Consider the following 21,983-nt stretch of genomic DNA (forward strand, 5'->3'; position numbering starts at 1 on the left):
CCCGCACGGCACTCGTTAGGCTTCGTGGCGTGCCCGCGAAGAACGACGGTCCCGAGGCGGCCGGTACCCCCAGCAGCAAGTCCGAGCAGACCCGCGCGCTGATCCTGGAGACGGCCCTGCGGCTGTTCCGGGAGCGGGGGTACGACAAGACCACCATGCGGGCGATCGCCCAGGAGGCGGGCGTCTCCGTCGGCAACGCGTACTACTACTTCGAGGGCAAGGAACACCTGATCCAGGGCTTCTACGACCGGATCGCGGCCGAGCACCGGCAGGCGGTCCGGGGAATCCTGGAGCGGGAGACGGACCTGGAGACGCGGCTCGCGGGCGTCCTCACCACCTGGCTGGACATCGCGCGGCCGTACCACGAGTTCGCGGTGCAGTTCTTCAAGAACGCGGCCGACCCGGACAGTCCGCTGAGCCCCTTCTCCCAGGAGAGCGAGCACGCGCGCGAGCAGGCGATCCAGGTGCACCGGGAGGTGCTGGCCGGCTCCAAGGCCAAGGTCCCGGCCGAACTCCAGGACGTACTGCCGGAGTTGATGTGGCTGTCCCAGATGGGCCTCATCATGTACTGGATCTTCGACCGCACCGAGAACCGCGACCGCAGCTACCGCCTGGCCCGCCGCGGCGCCCGCCTCACCACCCGCGGCGTCACCCTCTCCCGCTTCCGCGTCCTGCGCCCCCTGGTCCTGGAGGTCCACGAACTGTTCACGGACTTCCTGCCGGGAATGACGAGACTGCTGCCCGCTCCGGGACGAAACCCGGCCGAGTGATCACTTTCGGGTGAAGGCGCGGGGAAGGACGCCCGGCCGTCGGCCTGCCCACCACGCTGTTCTCGATACCGGCCCTTGGGGGGCACCAGATGTCCGCAGCAGCCGTCGAGCGAGTCACGACCGTCCGCTGATCGCGGACGCCGACCGAATCATGGAGCGCTTCCCGGGCTATCGCGTCGAGATCATCGGAGACCAGATCATCGTGTCCCCGCCCGCTGACGGCCCACACGCCGATGTCCTGACCGACTTGATGGCACCTTTCATGGTGGCAGGAGGTCACCTCCAGGAACCACCGGACCGAGCTGCGTACCAAGGTGAACGCCTACGCGGAGGCCAAGGTCCCGGTCTACGTCATCGTCGACCGCAAGCACCAGCGGCTCCACGTGCTCACCGAGCCGACCGGGAGCGAGTACGCGAACCATCGCGTGCATGCCCCCGGCGAGACCGTCGCGCTTCCCGACTCGCTCGGTGCCAAGGTCACCCTCGACGTCGAGCAGATCATCCGGACCGGGCAGAACCGAGGCAGCAGGTCAGATCCAGTCCAGCCGCCACAGGCGGTACACGCCCGTGCCGTCCATCAGGTACTGGCCGCCGCCCACGTCCTCCGTGGTGACCGTGTATTCCTTGCGCTGCCACAGGGGGATCAGGGGGACGTCCTGGGCGATGGTGGACTGGATCTGCTGGAAGTCGGAGGCGGCACGGCCGCGGTCGGCGAACTGCTGGCTGTTGCGGATGAGCTGGTCGACCGTCTTGTTGCTGTAGCCCGTGGCCATGGTGGAGCCGGTGCCGACCAGCGGCTGGCCGAAGGTGTCGGCGTCGGGGTAGTCCGCGACCCAGCCGACGGCCCAGGCGTCCAGCTTGCCCGCGGCCATCCGCTCCTGGAAGTTTGTCCACTCGTAACCCTTGACGTCGACCTTGAACAGGCCGCCCGCCTCCAGCTGCTTCTTCAGCGCCGCGGCCTCCTGCTCACCGGGGCCCTGGCCCTTGCCGTAGGCGAAGGTGAAGTGGACCGGCAGGCTCACCCCGGCCTGGGTGAGCAGGGCGCGCGCCTTCTTCGCGCTCTGCGTCGGGTAGGCGTCGAAGAACGACGTGGTGTGGCCGGTGATGCCGGTCGGGATCAGGGAGTACAGCGGGTCGACCGTGCCCTGGTAGACCGTGGCCGCCAGCTGCTCCTGGTCGACCAGCCAGGCGACCGCCTGCCGCACCCGTACGTCGTGCAGCGGGGAGCCGGCCCGGGTGTTGAGGTACAGGTTGCGGGTCTCGGACGAGTCGGACTCGGTCACCCGCTCCTTGGGATCGCTCGGGTTCAGCCCGGCGAGCACGTCCGGCGGCAGCGTCCGCGACGCCACGTCCACGTCCTTCGCCTTCCACGCGGCGTCCAGCTTCGCGGAGTCGCTGTAGTAACGCAGCTCGACCGGGCGGCCGGTGGAGCCGAGGTAGCCCTTGTACGCCGGGTTCGGCGCGAGCCTGGCCTGCTCGTCCTTGGTGTACGAGGTGAGCCGGTAGGGGCCGGTGCCGTCGACCGAGGAGTCCTTGCGCAGCGCGTTCGCCGGATAGGTGTCCCGGTCCACGATCGCGCCCGCGCCGGTGGCGACCTTCAGCGGGAAGGTGGCGTCCGGCTCCGAGAGGTGGAAGGTGACGGTGCGCGTGTCGTCGGCGGTCACCGAGGAGAGGTCGGCGAGCAGCGAGGAGGGGCCGACGTCGGAGTTGATCCGCTTGACCCGGTCGAAGGAGAACTTCACGTCCTCGGCCGTCATCGCCCGCCCGCTGGGGAAGGTGATCCCCGAGCGCAGGGTGCACCGGTACGTCTTCGTGTCGCTGCCGACGAAGGCGCAGCTCTTGGCCGCGTCCGGCACCGGCTGCACACCGTCCGGCTCGAAGGTCATCAGTGTCTGGAACACGTTGCTGAACAGGGCCCAGGACCCCGCGTCGTACGCGCCGGCCGGGTCGAGCGAGGTGACCGCGTCCGTGGTCCCGACCGTGATGGTCCTGTTCTTGTTCTCCTGTGACGGCAGCAGTTTCCAGCCGCCGATGCCCACGATCGCCAGCACGAGCAATGTCACGACAATCCGCATGCGAACAGATCGCACGGTGGTGCCCTCCCCAGACCCTTGTGAGGTCCTACCCCTGGTCAGCACAAATCCCGCCACTCCCCTGAGTGACGCGGCTCACCCAATCACACGTGTTTCGGCGTGTGAAGGGCTTTCTGACCAGTTGTGGAAGAACTTGCCCAAGCCGTTGTCTCCGCCGGGCGTTCGCCGTGACTTCACAGTTTCTCCACAGGTGGTGGAGGAGATTCCGGTCACATGGGCGACGGCTCCCGGCGCAGGGCCCGCAGACCGCGCAACCCGATGCCCCCGATGACCGTCCCCAATACGAAGGAGACGATCGCCAGCACCAGGTGCACCCAGAAGTAGGCGGTCGGCCGGCCGTCATGGAAGGCGAGACCGCTGCCGTCCTTGACCAGGTTCTTTACGAAAGTGATCCAGATGAACCAGCTCCACACCCCGAAGGCGAGCAGGAACCAGGAGACCGGGCGGCTGAGTTTCATACCCCCAGTATCCGGGGTGCGCTTTCGGGACCGGGGCTGGGGCGGGTCCTCCCGGACCGCTACGGGTACGGTCCCGGTCGTGCCCGCTCCCCCGAACACCGCCCGGCGGTCCCTGCTGATCGGCGCCGCGGCGCTGCTGTCCCTCGCCGTCACCGCGCCCGCCGCCCTCGCCGCCCCGGCCACCGGCAAGACCCCGGCCGCCGCGCCCCCGGCCCGTATGTCGACGCTCGGCGGCGCCCGGCTCGGACAGCCCGGCACCCAGGTGAACCTCGCGCCCGGTGTCCCGGTACTGCCCAAGGACCTGACCGCGCGCTCCTGGATCGTCTCCGACGCCCAGAGCGGCGAGGTGCTGGCCGCGCACAACGCTCATTGGGCGCTGCCCCCGGCGTCCACGATGAAGATGCTGTTCGCGGACACCCTGCTGCCCCGTTTCCCGCGCACCACCGAGCACAAGGTGGCCGCGAAGGACCTCGCCGGGATGGGTGAGGGCTCCAGCGTGGTCGGCATAAAGCCGGGCAGCACCTACAGCGTGCACGACCTGTGGCTCGGGGTGTTCCTGCGCTCGGGCAACGACGCGGTGCACGTGCTGTCCGCGATGAACGGCGGCGTCGCCCAGACCGTCCAGGACATGCAGCGGCACGCGGACGAACTCCAGGCCCTGGACACCCATGTGGTCTCCCCCGACGGCTACGACGCGCCGCACCAGGTGTCCTCGGCGTACGACCTCACCCTGATCGCCCGCTCCGGGCTCCAGAAGAAGGACTTCCGGGACTACTGCTCCACGGTGAGCGCCGACTTCGGGGGCGAGCAGATCCGCAACACCAACCGGCTGCTCAGCGGCGACACCGATGTGCCGGTCTACCAGGGCATCGCGGGCGTGAAGAACGGCAACACCACGCACGCGGGCGCCACCTTCACCGGGGTCGCCCAGCGCGGCGGGCAGGTGCTGCTCGTCACCGTGATGAACCCGCAGAAGCAGGAGCACAACGAGGTCTACAAGGAGACGGCGAAGCTGTTCGACTGGGGCTTCCAGGCGGCCGGCAAGGTAAAGCCGGTGGGCGATCTGGTGGGGCCGAGGAGTGCCGCCGGCACGGCGCCGAGCGGCTCGCCGAAGGCCTCGGCGCCCGCCGGGCAGGCCGGTTCCCGGCCGGTGGGTGCAGGGACGACCGGTTCTCGGGGGATCGGCACCGCGCTCGCCGTCGCGGGCGGGCTGCTGGTGCTGCTGGCGGGCGGGGTGTTCCTGGTCAACCGCCGGTGGCCGCTGCCGGACCTGATGCGCCGTCGGCCACGGCCGTGACCCTCGCCGTCGCGCTCGGGGTGGCCGTCCAGGCGGCGCAGAACAGGACCAGTTTCGCGGTGAAGTTGATCCACAGCAGCAGCGCGACGGGGACCCCGAACGCGCCGTACATGCTCTTCGCCGCGACTCCCTGGATATAGCCGCTGAGCAGCAGTTTCAGCAGTTCGAAGCCGACCGCGCCGAGCAGCGCCGCGATCACCAGGCGGCGGCGCGGCGGCTCCACCCCGGGCAGCAGGGTCAGCACGTAGAGCAGGACGAGGAAGTCGGCGAGCACGGCGACGGCGAAGGCGACGACGCGCAGCAGCGCGGTGCCCCAGCCGTGCTCGGCGAGCCCCAGCTGGTCGGAGACCCGGCCGACGGCCGCCGAGGCGAGCGTGGACGCGGCGAGGGTGACCAGCAGGGCGCCGCCGAAGCCGATCAGGATCCCGGCGTCCTTCGCCTTGGCGACCAGCGGGTTCTGCTCCTGGTCCGCCAACTCCCAGACCGCGCGCAGGCAGTCCCGCACCTGGCCGACCCAGCCGACGCCGGTGAACAGCAGCAGGGCACCCGCGATGACACCGACGGTGCCCGCGTTGTGGACCAGCGTGGTGATGTCCAGTTGCTGGGAGACGACCCCCGGGAACTGCTCGGCGACCTTGTGCTCCACGTTCCGCTGCTGGGCCGGGCTGAGCGTGGCGGCGGTGATCGCCGCGGCCACGGTGAGCAGCGGGAACAGCGCCAGGAAGCTGACGAACGTCATCGCCGCCGCCAGCCGGGACCACTTCACCCGGTCGAGCCGCTCGTACGCCCGCCATACGTGAGTGGCCGTCAGCCAGGTCACCAGCGGCCCGATGACGGGCAGTCTCTTCAGCCAGTCCATGATCCGTCCCTGCCCTGTGTGCGACGTCCCATGTCCGGGTACCCGCAACGGTTTGCGGACCGACGCCCGCCCATCCCACCTTCGAGTGATCTTCGACCCTACAAGGTGACGTTCATGGACGAAGCGCCCACTTCAGGGCGATACGGTCACGAGCATGCCTGTGAAGGACGCTCTCGCCCTGCCCCAGTCCCTGCTCGTCCTCGGCGGCACCTCCGAGATCGGGCTCGCCACCGCCCGCCGGCTGATCGCCCGCGGCGCCCGCACCGTATGGCTGGCCGGCCGCCCCTCGCCCGCGCTGGAGCAGGCCGCCGAGAGTCTGCGCGCGCTCGGCGCGGACACCCGTACGGTCGACTTCGACGCCCTCGACCCCGCCTCCCACGAGAGCGCGCTCGGCAAGGTGTTCGCCGAGGACGCCGTCGACCTGGTGCTGCTCGCCTTCGGCGTCCTCGGCGACCAGGCCCATGACGAGCGGGCGCCGCTGCGCGCCGTGCACGTCGCGCAGACCAACTACACCGGGGCGGTCTCCGCCGGCCTCGTCGCCGCGAGCGCCCTCCAGGCCCAGGGCCACGGCTCGTTCGTCGTCCTGTCCGCCACCGCCGCCGAACGCGCCCGCCGCGTCGACTTCATCTACGGCTCCAGCAAGGCGGGTCTGGACACCTTCGCCCAGGGCCTCGGCGACGCGCTGTACGGCACCGGGGTGCGGGTGATGGTCGTACGCCCCGGGTTCGTGCGGACGCGGGCGACGGCGGACCGGCCCCGCGAGCCGTTCGCCACCACCCCGGCGGAGGTCGCCACCGCGATCGAACTGGGCCTGCGCCGGGGCGCGGAGACGGTGTGGGTGCCGGGGGTGCTGCGGCTGGTGACGGCCGCGCTGCGGCACGCGCCGCGGGCGCTGTTCCGCAGGCTGCCCCTCTAGGGCGACGGGCCTACCGGCTGGCGATGGTGCCGCGGCCGATGTCGGCGGGGCCCGCCTGGGGCGGTACGACGGGGCCGCCGAAGGTGTACTCGCGCAGCTTGCGCCACACCCCGTCCGCGCCCTGTTCGTACAGCGCGAACCCGGTGCACGGCCATTCGGCCTCGAAGTCGGCCAGTTCGGCGAAGGCGCGGTCCATCGCCGCCTCCTCGATGCCGTGCGCCACGGTGACATGCGGGTGGTACGGGAACTGGAGCTCGCGGGCGCAGGGCCCGGCGCTCTCCCGGAGCCGCTGCTGGAGCCGGCCGCACTCCTCGGCGCCGCGCACGACCCGGACGTAGACCACCGGGGAGACGGGCCGGAAGGTGCCGGTGCCGTGCAGCCGCATCGGGAACGGGCGCCCGGCGGCGGCCACCTTGCGGAGGTGGGCCTGTACGGCGGGCAGCGCGGCGCGGTCCACCTCGGTCGGCGGCAGCAGCGTGACGTGGGTGGGGATGCCATGGGCCGCGGCGTCGCCGAAGCCCGCGCGCCGCTCCTGGAGCAGGCTGCCGTGAGGCTCCGGAACCGCGATCGACACGCCGATCGTTACGGTCCCCACGTCGTCTCCTGTCGTCGCGTCCGTCGTGTGCTCGGCCGACTCGTACGGGCCTTCGGCATCGACTGTACGGCCATGGGTGTCCTGTGGGCAGGCGCAACGGAAGTGATGTGCAGCGCTCTGCCCGCAGGGACGTGCGAACGGCCGTGCGCCTTCGCGCCGGTTCCGTGCCTCTCGGCGCGGGCCGTGCCGTCCGGTGCTCCGGTCAGCGCTTCGCCGGCAGGAAGCCGACGCGGTCGTACGCCTGCGCGAGGGTCTCGGCGGCGACGGCGCGGGCCTTCTCGGCGCCCTTGGCGAGGATCGAGTCGAGGGTCTCGGCGTCGTCCAGGTACTGCTGGGTGCGCTCCCGGAACGGCGTCACGAACTCGACCATGACCTCGGCGAGGTCGGTCTTGAGCGCGCCGTACATCTTGCCCTCGTACTCCCGCTCCAGCTCGGCGATCGACGTGCCGGTGAGGACGGAGTAGATGGTGAGCAGGTTGGAGACGCCCGGCTTGGCCTGCGCGTCGTAGCGGATGACCGTGTCGGTGTCGGTGACCGCGCTCTTGACCTTCTTGGCGGTGGTCTTCGGCTCGTCCAGGAGGTTGATCAGGCCCTTCGGCGTGGACGCCGACTTGCTCATCTTGACCGACGGGTCCTGGAGGTCGTAGATCTTCGCCGTCTCCTTGAGGATGTACGGCGCCGGGATCGTGAACGTCTGACCGAAGCGGCCGTTGAAGCGCTCGGCCAGGTCCCGGGTCAGCTCGATGTGCTGGCGCTGGTCCTCGCCGACCGGCACCTGGTGGGCCTGGTACAGCAGGATGTCCGCGACCTGGAGGATCGGGTACGTGAACAGGCCGACCGAGGCGCGCTCGGCGCCCTGCTTGACGGACTTGTCCTTGAACTGGGTCATGCGGCCGGCCTCGCCGAAGCCGGTGAGGCAGTTCATCACCCAGGCCAGCTCGGCGTGCTCGGGCACATGGCTCTGCACGAACAGGGTGCAGCGCTCCGGGTCCAGACCGGCGGCGAGGAGCTGGGCGGCGGCCAGGCGGGTGTTGGCCCGCAGCTCCTTGGGGTCCTGGGGCACGGTGATCGCGTGCAGGTCGACGACCATGTAGAAGGCGTCGTGGGTCTCCTGGAGGGACACCCACTGGCGGACGGCGCCGAGGTAGTTGCCGAGGTGGAACGAGCCGGCGGTGGGCTGGATACCGGAGAGCACGCGGGGCTTTTCAGCGGGGGCCATGTCGCCCATTCTCTCATCGGCCGGGGGTGGGATCGGCCCGGGAGGCGGGGGGCGGTGCGGGGCCGCGTACCGGACACGGCCCCGCGCCTCTGGGTCGGCCGGCTCTCGGGGCGTTCGTCAGCCCAGGTCGACCTCGGGATACAGCGGGAAGCCCGCGACCAGGTCGGTGGCGCGCTGCGCGATCTCCTCGGAGACCTTCTCGTCCAGGACGTGCGAGGCCTTGCTCGGGGCGCCGGACTTGGTGGTGCCCGGTTCGGTGGTGGTCAGGACGCGGTCGATCAGGCCGGCCACCTCGTCCATCTCCGCCGTGCCGAGGCCGCGGGTGGTCAGGGCCGGGGTGCCGACGCGGATGCCGGAGGTGTACCAGGCGCCGTTGGGGTCGGCCGGGATGGCGTTGCGGTTGGTGACGATGCCGGAGTCGAGGAGGGCGGCCTCGGCCTGACGGCCGGTGAGGCCGTAGGAGCCGGCGACGTCGATCAGGTTGAGGTGGTTGTCGGTGCCGCCGGTGACCAGGGTCGCGCCCCGGCGCGTCAGGCCCTCGGCCAGCGCCCGGGAGTTGTCCACGATGCGCTGCGCGTAGTCCTGGAACGCGGGCTGCCGGGCCTCGGCCAGGGCGACCGCCTTGGCCGCCATGACGTGCGGCAGCGGGCCGCCGAGGACCATCGGGCAGCCCCGGTCGACCTGGTCCTTGAGGGAGTCGTCGCACAGCACCATGCCGCCGCGCGGGCCGCGCAGCGACTTGTGGGTGGTGGTGGTGACGATCTGGGCGTGCGGCACCGGGTCGAAGTCGCCGGTGAGGACCTTGCCCGCGACGAGACCGGCGAAGTGTGCCATGTCGACCATGAGGGTCGCGCCGACCTCGTCCGCGATCTCGCGCATGGTCCGGAAGTTCACCAGACGGGGGTACGCCGAGTAGCCCGCCACGATGATCAGCGGCTTGAACGCGCGGGCCTGGGCGCGCAGCGCGTCGTAGTCGATCAGGCCGGTCACGGGGTCGGTGCCGTAGGAGCGCTGGTCGAACATCTTGCCGGAGATGTTCGGGCGGAAGCCGTGGGTGAGGTGGCCGCCCGCGTCCAGGGACATGCCGAGCATCCGCTGGTTGCCGAAGGCCCGGCGCAGCTCGGCCCAGTCCGCGTCGGAGAGGTCGTTGACCTGGCGGGCGCCGGTCTTCTCCAGGAAGGGGACCTCGACGCGGTCGGCGAGTACGGCCCAGAAGGCGACGAGGTTGGCGTCGATGCCGGAGTGCGGCTGGACGTAGGCGTGCCGGGCGCCGAACAGCTCGCGGGCGTGCTCGGCGGCCAGGGACTCCACGGTGTCCACGTTGCGGCAGCCGGCGTAGAAGCGGCGGCCGACGGTGCCCTCGGCGTACTTGTCGCTGAACCAGTTGCCCATCGCGAGGAGGGTCGCCGGGGAGGCGTAGTTCTCGGAGGCGATCAGCTTGAGCATCGCGCGCTGGTCGGTGACCTCCTGGCCGATGGCGTCGGCGACCCGCGGCTCCACGGCGCGGATCACGTCGAGGGCGGCGCGGAAGGCGGTGGACTCGGTGGACAGGGGCTGCTCTGGCATGGGGACCTCCGGACGGGGTGCGTTTCGGCGTTCACGTTCGGCCCAGGCGCACGGCACTGTGTCCAGCAAGGCCGCTCCCCGATGGTCCGTCCCATCCCAGCGCGCCAGTCACGGCCCGTGGCTCAGCGTACCGGCCTGCCCCCGGGTCGGAGATCCGGCGTCCACCATGCGGGCGAGGACGCGGACCGCTCCGCCCACAGGACGCGGGCCGCTCGGCTCAGAGGATGACGTGCGGCAGGAAGCGCGCGTACCCGTCGGTGACGGGGCCCGCCGACTCGCGGATGCCGAGGCCCGCGGGCTCGCCGTCGATGACCCAGGCGCCGAGGACGACATGGTTGCCGTCGAAGGCGGGCGGCGGCGCGAGCCGCTGGTAGCAGCAGGGCTCGGGGCGGACGGCGGCGGGGAGGCCCGGCGGGTGCAGGGTGATGCCCTCGCCCTCGCGGCCCAGGAGGGGCTTGGCGGCGTAGCCGGTGGTGGCGGCGAGCTCGCGGGGGCCGTCGAGGTAGGAGGGCAGGAGGTTGGGGTGGCCGGGGTACAGCTCCCACAGGACGGCCAGCAGGGCCTTGTTGCTCAGGAGCATCTTCCAGGCGGGCTCGATCCACAGGGTGCTGCCGGTGCCGCCGCCGTTGTCCAGGGTGTCCAGGACGTGCCCGCCGAAGGCGTCGGTGGTGAGCCATTCCCAGGGGTAGAGCTTGAAGAGGGCGCGGATGAACCGCAGCCGGTTGTCCACGAACCGGCCGGAGAGGGTGTCCCAGCCGATCTCCTCCATGGCGAGCCAGTCGGTCGCAAGGCCCGCCTGCTCCGCGGTCTCCTTCAGATAGGCGACCGTCATCAGGTCCTCGCCCAGCTCGTCGGCGGCGGAGTGCGCGAAGTGCAGGAGGCTCCCGGGCGGGAGCAGCGCGGACTGCCTGCGCCAGGACTCCACCAGGCGTTCGTGCAGCGAGTTCCACTGGTCGGCGCCGGGGAAGCGGTCCTCCATCCAGAACCACTGCGGGGAGGCGGCCTCCACCAGGGAGGTGGGGGTGTCGGCGTTGTACTCCAGCAGCTTGGCGGGGCCCGTGCCGTCGTAGCGCAGGTCGAACCGGCCGTAGAAGGAGGGGAGTTCGGCCCGGCGCCGCCAGGACTCGGTGACCGCGGCGGCAACGGCGGGGTCGGTGATGCCGAGGTCGGCGAGGCGGCCCCGCTCCACGAGGTGGCCGGCCGCCGCCAGGCACATGGCGTGCAGTTCGGCGACCGTCTCCTCCAGCGCCTCGACCTCGGGCAGCGAGAAGACGTAGTACGCGCTCTCGTCCCAGTAGGGGCGCAGGCTCCCGTCGGGGTGGCGGGTGAGCGGGTAGATCAGGCCCTGCTCCTCGACGGTGCGCTGCCAGTCGGGGCGGGGGGTGATGGTACGGCGTTCCATACGGCGGTCCCGGTCAGCCGCCGGAGCTGTGCGAGCCGCCGCCGAAGCCGCCGCGGTGCACCCCGCCGGAGCCGGAGCCGTAGTGCGTCGAGGAGTGGTTGGTGGAGTGGCTGGTGGAGTGCCCGGAGCCGCGGCGGGGCTTGGTGAAGGAACCGCCGCTCACCCAGGAGCCCTTCTTCTTGCCGCCGTAGTACCAGGCGCCGTCGACCGCCGACTTGACCGTCTTGCAGTTCTTGTCGGAGACGACCTTGTAGCCCTTGGCGTAGGTGTAGCTGCTCTGGTCCACGCAGCGCTTGTCCGGCTGGGACGAGCAGGCGGTGAGCGCGGCGGCCAGCAGGCCGACGCCGCCGAGGACCACCGTGCCGGAGCGCAGCCGTCGCCTGGTTTCGGCCATGTTCGTGTCTCCCCCGTGTGCGATGTGCGGTGCGGCAAGCCTAGAGACCGGTATGAGAACCGGCCAAGGGGGGTGAGCATGACAGGGCGGTGGCGGGGCTCCCTTAGAGTCCCTTTGTGCTCTTTGGAATGGTGTGCGCCCTTGGCGCGGCGGTCTGTTTCGGTACCGCGACGGTGTTGCAGGCGGTGGCGGCGCGGCAGGCCGGTACCGGTGGTGGCGGTGAGGCGGCGCTGCTGCTGCGGGCGTTGCGGCAGTGGCGGTACCTCGCCGGGCTCGGGCTGGACGGGCTGGGGTTCCTGTTCCAGATCGTGGCGCTGCGTTCGCTGCCGATCTACGCGGTCGGCGCCGCCCTCGCGGCCAGCCTCGCGGTGACGGCGGTGGTCGCGGCGCGGCTGCTGGACGTGCGGCTGCGCGGTGTGGAGTGGGGCGCGGTGGGCGTGGTGTGCGCCGGGCTCGCGATGCTGGGCCTCGCCTCCGGGCCGGAGGGCGGCACGGCGGGGCCGGACACGCTGCGGTGGGTGATGCTCGCGGTGGCGGTCGGGCTGCTGCTGCTCGGGCTCGCGGGCGGGCGGCTGTCCGGTCCGGCGCGGGGGCTGGTGCTGGGGCTCGGCGCCGGGTGCGGCTTCGGGGTGGTCGAGGTGACGGTCCGGCTGATCGACAGCCTCGCGCCGGCCACGCTGCTCACCAACCCCGCGACGTACGCCCTGCTGATCGGTGGCGGCGCCGCCTTCATCCTGCTGACCTCGGCCCTCCAGCGGGGCTCGGTCACGACGGCGACGGCCGGGATGGTGCTCGGCGAGACGCTCGGCCCCGCGGCGGTCGGCGTCGTCTGGCTCGGCGACCGCACCCGCGAGGGCATGGCCTGGCTGGCCGTCCTCGGCTTCGCGGTGGCCGTGGCGGGCGCCCTGGCCCTGGCCCGCTTCGGCGAGGCCCCGGAGGCGGAGACGGCGGAGCAGCCGACGGAAGACGCCGAGTAGGCCGCACAACAGCCCCCGGCCGGCGGCGGAGCCCTTCGCGCGGGGCCCGGAGAAGCGACGGACCGGCTGCGCCCCCCGCAGCGCAACCGGTCCGCGCACCATCCTGCGCCGAGCGCGGACCCGTGACCAGGAACTCCATTTTCCGGAACCGGATTTTCAGGAACGTGGACTTCCGATATTTGCCGGGCCGGTGAGGCGCGCTGCGCCGGGAGGGAGTCGGGGATGGACAGGGAAGCCCTGCGGTCGCTGCTGCGGCACAAGCGCTCGCTGATCGACCCCGTCGAGCTGGGCTGGCCCCGCCGCACCGGTCGCGGCCGGCGGTCCGCCGGGCTCTCCCAGGCCCAGGTGGCGCACGCGCTGTACGTCTCCGAGCGCACGTACGCGCAGCTGGAACGGGGCGACATGTCCTCCCCCGCGCCCGAGTTCCTCGACGCGGTCTCCACCGTGCTGCGCATGGCCGAGCCGGAGCGCGGCGCGCTGTACGTCTACGCGCTGGGCCATGAACCGCCGGTCCCCATGAACCCCGAGGCCGGCACCCGGGTGGACCCGGCCTGGTTCACGGCCGTCCAGGGCGTGTCCGGCGTGCCCTGCTACGTCAACGACGTGGCCTGGAACCTCCTCGCCTGGAACGACGACTTCCTGCGCATGTTCCCCCGCCCCGAGGGCGCGGAGCCCGAGTTGCCCGAGCGGAACGTGATGCGCTGGATGCTGCTGCGCGAGGAGGCGCGCGAGCACCATCTGCTGGACTGGGCGGAGCGGTGGGCGGCGCCGGTCGCGGCCCAGCTGCGGGCGGCGGTGGCGGCCCACCCGGACAACACCGATCTGCGGCAGCTGGACGCGGAGGTGAACGACGACCCCGTGGTGGGGCCCGTCTACCGCCGGCACGACATCACCTATGTGCAGCAGGACGGCGACACCCGGCCGGTGCGGCACGCGGGACTCGCCGCCGCCGCGGACGACCGGTGCTGCGAGAAGCACACCCCCGCCGCGCGGGGCCTGGTGACCCTGTGCGCCGCGCAGCCGCTGGGCTCACCGGGCGCCCGGTTCTTCTTCCTGGTCTTCCACCCGCTCACCGGCTGACGAGAGGCCCTAGGGCAGCACCCTGCACAGCGCCTCCAGTGCCCCCGCCCACGCGCTGTCCGGCGGCGTCCCGTACCCCACCACCAGGGCGTCCAGCGGCTCGGCGACGGCCTCGGGGTGGCGGTGGTAGGAGAGGCCGTGCAGGGCGAGACCCTGCCAGGCGGCGGCCTGGACGACGGAGGACTCGGTGCCCGGGGGCAGCCGCAGCAGCATGTGCAGACCGGCGGCGACCCCGGTGACACGGACGCCGGGGGCGCGTTCGGCGACGGCCGCGGCGAGGGCGTCGCGGCGGCGCCGGTAGCGCAGCCGCGCGGCGCGGACCTGCCGGTCGTACGCCCCCGAGGTGAGGAACTCGGCGAGGGTGAGCTGTTCGAGTACGCCCACGGTGTCGGCGTGGCCCTTGGCCGCGATCACCTCGGCGGCGAGGGCCGGGGGCAGCACCATCCAGCCCAGCCGGATGCCGGGGGCGAGGGACTTGCTGGCGGTGCCGAGGTAGACGACGCGGTCGGGGTCGAGGCCCTGGAGGGCGCCGACGGACTGGCGGTCGTAGCGGAATTCGCCGTCGTAATCGTCCTCCAGGACGAAGGAGTCGGTGCGCCGGGCCCAGTCGACGACGGCCGCGCGCCGGTCGGGGTGCAGGGGCAGGCCCATGGGGAACTGGTGGGCGGGGGTGAGGAGTACGGCGCCCTCGGTGGTCAACGGGCCCGGGTCGGTGCCGAGTTCGTCCCAGGGCAGGGCGGGGGTGGCGAGGGAGGCGGCCTTGAGGAGGCTCCAGTAGATGTCGAGGCCGTACGACTCGACGGCCACCGAGCGTGCCCCGCGGGCGCGCAGCACCTGGCCGAGGATGCGCAGGGCGTGCGAGAAGCCGGCCGTGACGACCAGGTTCTCGGGGTCGGCGCGGACGCCCCGGACGCGGGCGAGGTACCCGGCGAGGGCGGTGCGCAGTTCGACGCGGCCGCGCGGGTCGCCGTAGCCGAGGGCGTCGTTGGGGGCGGCGGTCAGGGCGCGGCGGGCGGCCCTGGCCCACTCGGCGCGCGGGAACGCGGCGAGGTCGGGGGTGCCGGGGACCAGGCTGTGGGTGGGCCGGGCCGGGACGCGGGGCCGGCGGGCGGGCCCGCTCGGCGGGACCACGGTGCGTTCGGCGACCCGGGTGCCGGAGCCCTGCCGGGCGGTGAGCCAGCCCTCCGCGACCAGGTCGGCGTACGCCTCGCCGACCGTGTTGCGGGCGATGCCGAGGTCGGCGGCGAGGGCCCGGGAGGAGGGCAGCCGGGTGCCGGGGGCGAGCCGGCCGGTGCGGACCGCGTCGCGCAGGGCGTCGGTCAGCCCCCGGCGCAGCCCGCCCGGGCCGGCCGGTTCCAGATGCAGGTCGACGCCCGAAGTGGCCCAGGATTCCGCCATGGAAATGGACCATACTCCTGGGCTGCCTCGCTCCTACCGTGGAGGCATGGACACGGACGAGAACACCGAGTACGCCACCGAGCACGCCCCCCGTCTGAACTGGAGCGAGCACGCTCCGGACGTGTACAAGGCGATGGTGCGGCTGGACATCGCGGCCCGGCAGGGGCTGGACCCGAAGCTGCTCGAACTGGTGAAGATCCGCGCCTCGCAGCTCAACCACTGCGCGTTCTGCCTGGACATGCACACCAAGGACGCGCTCGCGGCCGGGGAGAGCGTGGAGCGGATCATCCAGCTCGGCGCGTGGGAGGAGTCGCGGCACTTCTACACGGAGAAGGAGCTGGCGGCGATCGAGCTGACCGAGGCGATCACCGTCCTCACCGACGGCTTCGTGCCGGACGAGGTGTACGAGCGGGCCGCGAAGCAGTTCGAGGAGCCCGAGCTGACCCGGCTGATCGCCGCGATCACGGTGATCAACGCCTGGAACCGGTTCGGCGTCACCGCCCGGATGACCCCGGGCCACTACCAGCCCGGACAGCACGCGTGACCGGCACCGTGGAGGCGCTCCGCGCGCTGCACCGGGGGCGCCCGCAGGGTGACCCGCTGATCCTGCCCGGCCCCTGGGACGCGGCCAGCGCGCGGGCCCTCGCGGAGGCGGGGTTCGAGGCGCTGGCCACGCCGAGCGCGGGGATCGCCGCCGCGCTCGGGTACGCGGACGGCGAGACCCCGGCGGACGAGATGTTCGCGGCACTCGCCCGGATCACCCGCGCGGTGGACGTGCCGGTCACGGCGGACGTCGAGGGCGGGTACGGGCTCGCGCCCAAGGAGCTGGTGGAGCGGCTGCTGGAGGCGGGCGCCGTCGGCTGCAACATCGAGGACTCCAGCGGGGGTGCGCTCAAGGACCCCCGGGAGCACGCCGACTATCTGGCCGAGTTCCGCGCGGCCGCCGCGGGCCGGATCTTCCTCAACGCCCGCGTCGACACCTTCGTGCACGGCGACGGGAACCCCGAGCGGGCCGTCGGAGCGACCGTCGAACGGGCCGCGTCGTACGTCGCGGCGGGTGCCGAGTGCGTGTACCCGATCCTGGCCCCGGTGGACGTACTGCCCCTGCTGCGGTCCGGTATCGAGGGCCCGCTGAACGTGCTGGCCCCGCTGGCCCCGGACGGCCCCTCGCCCGCCGCGCTCGGCGAACTCGGGGCCACCCGGATCACGTTCGGCCCGCAGTTCCAGCGCAGGGCCGCGGCCGCGGCGGCCGAACTCGCCGCCGGGCTGCGTCACTAGCGGCTCAGGACAGCCACTTCTTCCAGACGGACGGGTGGCTGTCCACCCACTTCTTCGCGGCCGCCTCCGGGGACATCTTGTCCTGGGCGATCAGCAGGGAGACCTCGTTCTGGTCGTCGGTGGTCCAGCGGAACTTCTTCAGGAATTCCGCTGCCTTGCCGCCCGTCTTCGCGAAGTCCGCGTTGAGGTACTTCTGGAGCGGGGTGCGCGGGTAGGCGCAGGCGGTCTTCGCCGCGTCCGCGTCGCAGCCGTCCTTGTACGGCGGCAGCTTCACCTCCGTCATCGGGACCTTCTTGAACAGCCACTGCGGTGAGTACCAGTACGTCAGGAAGGGCTTCTTCTCCTTGGCGAACTGCTTCATCTGGGTGATCTGCGCGGCCTCGGAACCGGCGAAGACGACCTGGTAGTTCAGCTTCAGGTTCTTCACCAGGGCCTTGTCGTTGGTGACATAGGACGGGGAGCCGTCCATCAGCTGGCCCTTGCCGCCGCTCTCCGCCGTGCGGAAGAGCGAGGCGTACTTGTTCAGGTTGTGCCAGTCGGTGATGTCGGGGTGCTGCTTGACGAGGTACGTCGGCACGAACCAGCCGATGTGACCGGTCACCCCGAGATCGCCGGCCCGGGCGATCGTCTTCTTGTCCTCGACGTAGCGCTTCTCCTGGTCGGGGTGGCCCCAGTCCTCCAGGAGGGCGTCCACCCGGCCCTGGCTCAGCGCGTCCCACGCGGGCACCTCGTCCACCTGCACGGTGTCGACGCGGTAGCCCAGCTTGTGCTCCAGCAGGTACTGGGCGACGGCCACATTGGACTCGGCGCCCACCCAGGACTGCACGGACAGCGTGACGCTCTTGCCGCCGCCGGTGTGCGCGAACGGGCTGGCCTGCCTGGTCATGTCGGCGGCGCCGCAGCCGGTGGTCAGCCCCAGCACGGCGAGCGCGACGGGGATCGTCGTACGCAGTCGGATCCGCATGTCAGGCTCCCTTCCCCGGGCGGCGTTCGGTGGGCTGGGTCACCCGGTCCAGCATCAGGCCCAGGCAGACGATGGCGGCACCGGCCACCAGACCGGTCGCCAGGTCGCCCTGGGCGAGGCCGAAGGCGACGTTGTAGCCGAGGGCGCCGCCGCCGACCAGACCGCCGATGATGACGACCGCGAGGACCAGGACCACGCCCTGGTTGACGGCGAGCAGCAACGCGCGGCGGGCGAGCGGCAGTTGGATCTGCCACAGCTGCTGCCGCCCGGTCGCGCCGAGCGAGCGCGCCGACTCCAGCGCGGCCGGGTCGACCTGGCGCAGGCCCTGCGTGGTGATGCGGACGACGGCGGGCAGCGCGTAGACGACGGCCGCGGCGACGGCGGGGGCGCGGCCGACGCCGAACAGGGCGACGACCGGGATCAGGTACACGAACTGCGGCATCGTCTGGAAGACGTCCAGGACCGGGCGCAGGGCGCGCTCGACGCGGTCGCTGCGGGCGGCGGCGATGCCGGTGGCGAGGCCGAGCACCAGGGTGACGGCGACGGCGGCCAGCACCTGGGAGAGGGTGTCGAGGGCGGGGTCCCACACGCCGAGCACACCGATCGCGGCCATGGCGAGCACGGCGGTCAGCGCGGTGCGCCAGGTGCCGATCACCCAGGCGAGGGCGGCGACGATCAGCAGCAGCGACCACCAGGGCAGCCACTGGAGTCCGTCGCGGATCGGGTCCAGGACCCAGGTGGTGAAGTGGGCCGCCCAGTCGGCGGTGCCGCCGACGACCGGGACGCCGGAGTAGAGATGGGAGGTCATCCAGTCGACGGCGCGGTTGACCGGGGCGGCGATCTGCACGCTCCAGCCGTTCGGCCAGTCGAGGGCGCCGAGCAGCCGGGCGGCGAGGGCGGCGGCGACGGTGACGGCGAGGGCGTACGGCCAGCCGATCGTCCGGGACCCCTTCGCCCCGTCGGCGCCGGCCGCGCCGGTCACCCGGTCCAGGACCACGGCGAGCAGCACGATCGGGATGCCGGCGGCGAGGGCCTGGCCGACGTCGACGGTGGACAGGGCCTGGTAGACGCGGTCACCGAGGCCGCCGGCGCCGATGACGGAGGCGATGACGGCCATGGAGAGGGCCATCATGATCGTCTGGTTGAGGCCCAGCAGCAGTTCCTTGCGGGCCAGCGGGATACGGGCGGTCAGCAGCCGCTGGCGGCGGGTGGCACCGAGCGACTCCACGGCCTCCAGGACCTCGGGGTCGGCGCCGCGCAGGCCCAGCGCGGTGAGGCGGGCCATGGGCGGGGCGGCGTAGACGACGGTGGCGAGGACGGCCGCGGGGACGCCGATGCCGAAGACCAGGACGACGGGGAGGAGGTAGGCGAAGGCCGGGAGGACCTGCATCGTGTCCAGGACCGGGCGCAGGGCGCGGTCGAGGCGCGCGGACAGACCGCCGGCGAGGCCGAGGGCGGCGCCGACGAGCACCGAGGCGAGGACGGCGGCGACCATCAGCGCGAGGGTCTGCATCGTCGGTTCCCACATGCCGAGCACACCGCAGGCGAGGAACGCGACGGCGGTGCCGGCGGCGAGGCGGGGGCCCGCCACCCGCCAGGCGACGAGGGCGCCGAGCGCGGTGACGCCCGGCCAGCCGAGGGCGAGGAGGGTGACGTAGACCGCGCGGACGGCGAGGACGACGGCGTTGCTGATGTAGCCGAAGAAGTAGAGGAAGAGGGGGTGGGTGTCGCGGTTGTCGATGATCCAGTCGCTGGCGTGGGTCAGCGGCCCGGTGAGGCTGACCGTGAGGTGGTGCGGCCAGGCGCGGCCGTGCAGCAGCGGGAGCAGGACGGCCGTGATCAGGGCGAGCAGGAGGAGCTTGCCGACGGCTCTGTTGCGCAGGACGGCGGGGGTCCTGGTGCGCAGGGCGGGGACGGTGAGGGTGGCCATCAGACGGCCTCCGGGGTGGAGGCCGTGGAGGCCGCCGGGGTGGAGGCCGCCGGCTTCTTCGCCTGCGCGCGCTCGCGGGTCGCGGTGGCCGTGCCCGCCCGCGCCGGGCCCGCGGCGGTACGGCCGCTCGTGGCGGCGGGCGGGTTCTCCACACCCGCGACGACGCTCAGCAGCTGCTCGGAGTCGACGACGCCCAGGCACTTGCCGTGGTCCATCACGCGGGCCGGTTCACCGGTGCGGGCGACGGCCTCGATGGCCTCCGAGACCGTGGCGTCCGGGGTGAGGGCGGGCCCCTCGGCGGACTCGTCGGAGGTCGCCGGGCGCATGGCCGTACGGCAGGTGACGACCTGCTCGCGCGGCACGTCCCGGACGAACTCGCGGACGTAGTCGTCGGCCGGGGAGCCGACGATCTCCTCGGGGGTGCCGAGCTGGACGACCCGGCCGTCGCGCATCAGGGCGATGCGGTCGCCGAGCTTGAGGGCCTCGCTGAGGTCGTGGGTGATGAAGACCATCGTGCGGCCCTCCTCCTCGTGGAGGCGGGCGACCTCGTCCTGCATGTCGCGGCGGATGAGGGGGTCGAGGGCGCTGAACGGCTCGTCGAAGAGCAGCACTTCGGGATCGACGGCGAGTGCGCGGGCGAGGCCGACGCGCTGGCGCTGGCCGCCGGAGAGCTGGCCGGGGCGGCGGTGCTCCATGCCTTCGAGGCCGACCTTGGCGACGATCTCGGCGGCGCGCTCGCGGCGCTCGGCCCTGCCGACGCCCTGGATCTCCAGGCCGTAGGCGACGTTGTCGAGCACGGTGCGGTGCGGGAGCAGGCCGAAGTGCTGGAAGACCATCGCGGCGCGGTGCCGGCGCAGTTCGCGCAGCCGGGACCGGTCCATGGCGCGTACGTCCTCGCCGTCGATGGCGATGGTGCCCGCGGTCGGCTCGATCAGCCGGGTCAGGCAGCGCACGAGGGTGGACTTGCCGGAGCCGGACAGGCCCATCACCACGAAGACCTCGCCCTTTCGGACGTCGAAGGAGACGTCGCGGACGGCGGCGGTGCAGCCGGTGCGGGCGCGCAGCTCGGCCGCGTCGAGGGCGCCGAGTCCGGGGTCGGCGGGGACGCGCTCGGGCTTGGGGCCGAAGACCTTCCACAGCCCGGAGACCGAGAAGACGGGGGCGCGGTCCTGGGCGGTGGGGGGCTTGCGGGTGGGCACGGCGGGAGTGGTGGTACTCATCGGCGATCGCCTCCGATCAGATCGACGGCCTTCTCCCCGACCATCAGCACCCCGATCATCGGGTTGACGGCGGGAACGGTCGGGAAGACGGACGCGTCCGCGACGCGAATGCCGTCGAGACCACGGATCTTCAGCTCCGGGTCCACTACGGCGAGTTCGTCGTCGGCCGCGCCCATCCGGCAGGTGCCGGCGGGGTGGTAGACGGTGTGGTGGGCCTTGCGCAGCAGCTCGCTGAGCTGCTCGTCGTCGGTGACCTCGGGGCCGGGGAAGACCTCGCGCTTCAGCCAGCCCGCGAACGGCTCGGTCCTGGCTATCTCGCGGGCTATCTTCACGCCGTCGACGAGGGTCCGCGCGTCGTAGCCGTCCTCGTCGGTGAAGTACCGGAAGTCGAGGGCGGGCTTGGCCTCGGGGTCGGCGCTGGTGAGGTAGAGGCGGCCGCGGGCGCGGGACTTGGGGATGTTCGGGGTCATCGACACGCCGTGCTCGGGGCGTTCGTAGCCGAGGCGTTCGGGGTTGTCGGTGAAGGGGATCTGGTAGAAGTGGAACATCAGGTCGGGGGCGTCCAGCGAGGCGTCCCGGCGCACGAACAGCGCGGCGTCGGAGTCCATCGCGGAGTTCTCCGGCAGCGGCCGGTTGGTCTCCCAGACGATCACCGACTCGGGGTGGTCCTGGAGGTTCTCGCCGACGCCCGGCAGGTCGTGCGCGACCGGGATGCCCAGCTCTTCGAGGTCCCGCTTCGGGCCGATGCCGGACAGCAGCAGCAGCCGCGGGGAGTCGACGGCGCCGGCGCAGACGACGACCTCCTGGCGGGCGCTGATCAGCTGCTCGGCGCCGTCCTTGGTGCGGACGTGGACGCCGGTGGCGCGCTTGCCGTCCAGCTCCAGCCGGTACGCCCAGGTCTCCAGGAACAGCGTGAGGTTGGGGCGGTCGCCGGCCTCCAGGTGCGGGTGGAGGTAGGCGACGGAGGCGGAGGAGCGCTTGTTGTTCTCCGGGTGGTAGGCGAGGTCGAGGAAGCCGACGCCCTCGTGGAAGGGCTTGTCGTTGAAGCCGATCACCTCGGGGACGCCGATCGCGGTCTTCGTCGCGTCGATCCAGTCCTTGGCGATGGCGTTCTGGTCCTTGTCGGCGACGCGCACGATGTTGTTGCGCAGCCGGGCGTAGTACGCCTCCATCGGCACCGCGCCCCAGCCCTCGGCGCCGGCCCGCTCCCACTCGTCCCAGTCGGAGGGCAGCGGCTTGAAGGAGATCAGGGTGTTGTGCGAGGAGCAGCCGCCGAGGACCCTGGCGCGGCTGTGCAGGATGTGGGAATTGCCGTTCGGCTGCTCGACGGTGGTGTACTCGTAGTCGAGATCACCGCCGAGCAGGCCCAGCCAGCGGCGCAGGGTGAGGACGTCCTCGCGGTCGATGTCGCTGGGGCCGCCCTCGATGACGGCGACGGTGACGTCGGGGTCCTCGGTGAGGCGGGAGGCGATCACCGAGCCCGCGGTGCCGCCGCCGATGACGACGTAGTCGTAGACGTGGGGGGTGTGGGACATGGGGTGCTGCTCCAGGGGATGTCGAGTGGTCC

Annotated in this window: 19 protein-coding genes, 2 pseudogenes and 1 riboswitch; of the genes and pseudogenes, 8 read left to right on the forward strand and 13 right to left on the reverse strand. The window is 72.2% G+C overall.

The window, feature by feature from the left end; all coding sequences use genetic code 11:
- Positions 1–29 precede the first annotated feature (29 nt).
- A complete protein-coding gene (locus QHG49_RS13960; protein WP_159704343.1) occupies positions 30–770 on the forward strand; it encodes a TetR/AcrR family transcriptional regulator in 741 nt (246 codons plus the stop codon).
- A gap of 89 nt (positions 771–859) precedes the next feature.
- Positions 860–1,291 (forward strand): annotated as a pseudogene (locus tag QHG49_RS13965) (Uma2 family endonuclease); the annotation flags it as partial.
- A gap of 9 nt (positions 1,292–1,300) precedes the next feature.
- Here QHG49_RS13965 and QHG49_RS13970 read toward each other — a convergent pair.
- Positions 1,301–2,845: an ABC transporter substrate-binding protein gene (locus QHG49_RS13970; protein ID WP_159704340.1), complete on the reverse strand. Its 1,545-nt coding sequence runs from the start codon at positions 2,843–2,845 to the stop codon at positions 1,301–1,303.
- 227 nt (positions 2,846–3,072) lie between these two features.
- Positions 3,073–3,321 (reverse strand): SCO4848 family membrane protein, encoded by a 249-nt coding sequence (locus QHG49_RS13975; RefSeq protein ID WP_159704337.1) that lies wholly within the window; start codon positions 3,319–3,321, stop codon positions 3,073–3,075.
- Between the two features lie 79 nt (positions 3,322–3,400).
- Here QHG49_RS13975 and QHG49_RS13980 point away from each other — a divergent pair, with 79 nt between their 5' ends.
- Positions 3,401–4,618 (forward strand): D-alanyl-D-alanine carboxypeptidase family protein, encoded by a 1,218-nt coding sequence (locus QHG49_RS13980; RefSeq protein ID WP_301489958.1) that lies wholly within the window; start codon positions 3,401–3,403, stop codon positions 4,616–4,618.
- On the opposite strand, the gene QHG49_RS13985 is transcribed toward QHG49_RS13980, so the two are convergent.
- Positions 4,566–5,477 carry a YihY/virulence factor BrkB family protein gene (locus QHG49_RS13985; protein ID WP_145483060.1) on the reverse strand — a complete coding sequence of 304 codons (912 nt, stop codon included), beginning with the start codon at positions 5,475–5,477 and terminating at the stop codon, positions 4,566–4,568. The genes QHG49_RS13980 and QHG49_RS13985 overlap by 53 nt on opposite strands.
- A gap of 160 nt (positions 5,478–5,637) precedes the next feature.
- Here QHG49_RS13985 and QHG49_RS13990 point away from each other — a divergent pair, with 160 nt between their 5' ends.
- Positions 5,638–6,393 (forward strand): decaprenylphospho-beta-D-erythro-pentofuranosid-2-ulose 2-reductase, encoded by a 756-nt coding sequence (locus tag QHG49_RS13990; protein ID WP_145484073.1) that lies wholly within the window; start codon positions 5,638–5,640, stop codon positions 6,391–6,393.
- Between the two features lie 172 nt (positions 6,394–6,565).
- Here the strand turns inward: QHG49_RS13990 and QHG49_RS13995 are convergent.
- The 5 genes and pseudogenes from QHG49_RS13995 to QHG49_RS14015 all read right to left on the reverse strand — a co-directional run.
- Positions 6,566–6,988, reverse strand: a pseudogene (locus QHG49_RS13995) (2'-5' RNA ligase family protein); the annotation flags it as partial.
- Between the two features lie 202 nt (positions 6,989–7,190).
- Entirely contained in the window at positions 7,191–8,207 is a 1,017-nt protein-coding gene (gene trpS / locus QHG49_RS14000; RefSeq protein ID WP_370530463.1) for a tryptophan--tRNA ligase, read from the reverse strand.
- 117 nt (positions 8,208–8,324) lie between these two features.
- Positions 8,325–9,773: a glycine hydroxymethyltransferase gene (locus QHG49_RS14005; protein WP_145483053.1), complete on the reverse strand. Its 1,449-nt coding sequence runs from the start codon at positions 9,771–9,773 to the stop codon at positions 8,325–8,327.
- A gap of 33 nt (positions 9,774–9,806) precedes the next feature.
- A riboswitch (ZMP/ZTP riboswitch) is annotated at positions 9,807–9,895 on the reverse strand.
- Between the two features lie 95 nt (positions 9,896–9,990).
- Positions 9,991–11,175: a glutathionylspermidine synthase family protein gene (locus QHG49_RS14010; RefSeq protein ID WP_301489960.1), complete on the reverse strand. Its 1,185-nt coding sequence runs from the start codon at positions 11,173–11,175 to the stop codon at positions 9,991–9,993.
- Positions 11,176–11,188: 13 nt separating this feature from the next.
- Positions 11,189–11,569, reverse strand: coding sequence for a hypothetical protein (locus QHG49_RS14015; RefSeq protein WP_145483049.1), 381 nt, complete (start codon positions 11,567–11,569; stop codon positions 11,189–11,191).
- 128 nt (positions 11,570–11,697) lie between these two features.
- Here QHG49_RS14015 and QHG49_RS14020 point away from each other — a divergent pair, with 128 nt between their 5' ends.
- Entirely contained in the window at positions 11,698–12,546 is an 849-nt protein-coding gene (locus tag QHG49_RS14020; RefSeq protein ID WP_145484069.1) for a DMT family transporter, read from the forward strand.
- Positions 12,547–12,768: 222 nt separating this feature from the next.
- Positions 12,769–13,626, forward strand: a complete 858-nt coding sequence (locus QHG49_RS14025; protein ID WP_145483046.1) for a helix-turn-helix domain-containing protein — start codon at positions 12,769–12,771, stop codon at positions 13,624–13,626.
- Between the two features lie 9 nt (positions 13,627–13,635).
- On the opposite strand, the gene QHG49_RS14030 is transcribed toward QHG49_RS14025, so the two are convergent.
- A complete protein-coding gene (locus QHG49_RS14030; RefSeq protein WP_145483044.1) occupies positions 13,636–15,024 on the reverse strand; it encodes a PLP-dependent aminotransferase family protein in 1,389 nt (462 codons plus the stop codon).
- A 46-nt stretch (positions 15,025–15,070) separates the two neighbouring features.
- On the opposite strand from QHG49_RS14030, the gene QHG49_RS14035 reads away from it, so the two are divergent.
- Positions 15,071–15,568, forward strand: coding sequence for a carboxymuconolactone decarboxylase family protein (locus QHG49_RS14035; protein WP_159704315.1), 498 nt, complete (start codon positions 15,071–15,073; stop codon positions 15,566–15,568).
- Complete coding sequence (locus QHG49_RS14040) at positions 15,565–16,302, forward strand: isocitrate lyase/phosphoenolpyruvate mutase family protein (protein WP_301489961.1); 738 nt, start codon at positions 15,565–15,567, stop codon at positions 16,300–16,302. The genes QHG49_RS14035 and QHG49_RS14040 overlap by 4 nt, the downstream gene beginning before the upstream one ends.
- 4 nt (positions 16,303–16,306) lie before the next feature.
- Here QHG49_RS14040 and QHG49_RS14045 read toward each other — a convergent pair whose 3' ends face one another.
- From QHG49_RS14045 to QHG49_RS14060, 4 genes are read right to left on the reverse strand one after another with little or no spacing between them, the layout of a single operon-like run.
- The gene (locus QHG49_RS14045; protein ID WP_370530575.1) at positions 16,307–17,260 is read right to left on the reverse strand and encodes an ABC transporter substrate-binding protein; all 954 of its coding nucleotides are present in this window, start codon (positions 17,258–17,260) and stop codon (positions 16,307–16,309) included.
- A 7-nt stretch (positions 17,261–17,267) separates the two neighbouring features.
- Entirely contained in the window at positions 17,268–19,196 is a 1,929-nt protein-coding gene (locus tag QHG49_RS14050) for a proline/glycine betaine ABC transporter permease (RefSeq protein WP_159704309.1), read from the reverse strand.
- Complete coding sequence (locus QHG49_RS14055) at positions 19,196–20,416, reverse strand: glycine betaine/L-proline ABC transporter ATP-binding protein (protein WP_159704306.1); 1,221 nt, start codon at positions 20,414–20,416, stop codon at positions 19,196–19,198. Before QHG49_RS14055 ends, QHG49_RS14050 begins: the two co-directional genes overlap by 1 nt.
- Positions 20,413–21,951, reverse strand: coding sequence for a GMC family oxidoreductase (locus QHG49_RS14060; protein ID WP_159704303.1), 1,539 nt, complete (start codon positions 21,949–21,951; stop codon positions 20,413–20,415). The genes QHG49_RS14055 and QHG49_RS14060 overlap by 4 nt, the downstream gene beginning before the upstream one ends.
- Positions 21,952–21,983 lie beyond the last annotated feature (32 nt).

The organism is Streptomyces sp. WP-1 (genome assembly GCF_030450125.1).
GTDB classification, from domain to species: Bacteria; Actinomycetota; Actinomycetes; order Streptomycetales; family Streptomycetaceae; genus Streptomyces; species Streptomyces incarnatus.